At 49.7% G+C, this 1,044-nt stretch carries 1 protein-coding gene; it reads right to left on the reverse strand.

What is annotated here, in order from left to right; all coding sequences use genetic code 11:
* Positions 1-519 precede the first annotated feature (519 nt).
* Positions 520-957, reverse strand: coding sequence for a hypothetical protein (locus IC37_RS28640; RefSeq protein ID WP_143519265.1), 438 nt, complete (start codon positions 955-957; stop codon positions 520-522).
* Between the last annotated feature and the right edge of the window lie 87 nt (positions 958-1,044).

The following is a 1,044-nucleotide window of genomic DNA, read 5'->3' on the forward strand; positions in this document are numbered from 1 at the left end:
GAGCGTGGAACGAGTGTCCGGATGTTGGTGGGCTGAGTGTCCGGATGGCGTGGAATGCGCACTCTACACTATGAGTCGCCGTTGATTTAGTAGGCACCTCCGACCGGCAGCTAATGGCCGAGGCTGTGTAAAAACGTTTTCGAGCGCGACAGGTACTCAAAACCGGACCGAAAATCGCGCTTCTACGCAAAATCCACATATCTGCTGACGTGCCGATAAATTTCAGATTTGACGTAGACGCGGACACTTCAATTTTGGTGAAGCGTTTTTACACACTCTGGGCCGTTTACTGCCCGCCGCGACAGGCAGCAACCGACCGATTCTGTTGAAAAGTCGGTTCGCCCAAATGGCCTGGTCATTGACTGGTTAAAACGCCTTTTTTGCACACTGGTACGTGAAATCTGAGTCAGGAAGCCTCTGCCGAAAGTAAAAATTTCAATCTCGGACGCATACTTTTCTGCTGCGCAAACCATGGTCGACTTTTTCAACAGCATCGACCAATTGCGGACATAGGTTAACTTAACGCCATGGGAATATGGTCGGTGGCTCGATGTGATTGAAGAGGCGCAGTATCTCTTGTTCCTTGGCAAGGACAACGATTTCTTTACCTGCATCAGGTTTCATTATTACGTAATCGGCAGGGGGATTGCGGCCGTCTTTTAGGGTGATGTCTGGATACGCGTTGTTCCATGCAGTGTAGTCGAGACTTCCATAGGGGAACGTATCTTTAATGTTAAAGGCTGAAACCGCATCGCCTCGTTCAAAAGCTGCCATTGACCAGCGCCTGATTTGGATTGGGCGATCTGAATATGAAAGCAAGTTGTTTTGTTGGTACAGGGTGGATAACGCTCGCATAGCTCCAACCAGGCCTTCCTTAGCCGCTGTCAAATAACGCTGTTCAGCATAGCCAAGGTTCTTTTCTACAACCTTTCCTTCGCGGTAGGCATTACCAACCATGTAGTTCCCCCACATTTGTCCTTGGCGGCGTTTTTCAAGGTAGTTGTCGCGTCAACCGTCCAGCTATGCCGCTCTTTTCTCGTCCTG

It is taken from the genome of Pseudomonas sp. QTF5 (assembly GCF_000512695.2).
Taxonomy (GTDB): Bacteria; Pseudomonadota; Gammaproteobacteria; order Pseudomonadales; family Pseudomonadaceae; genus Aquipseudomonas.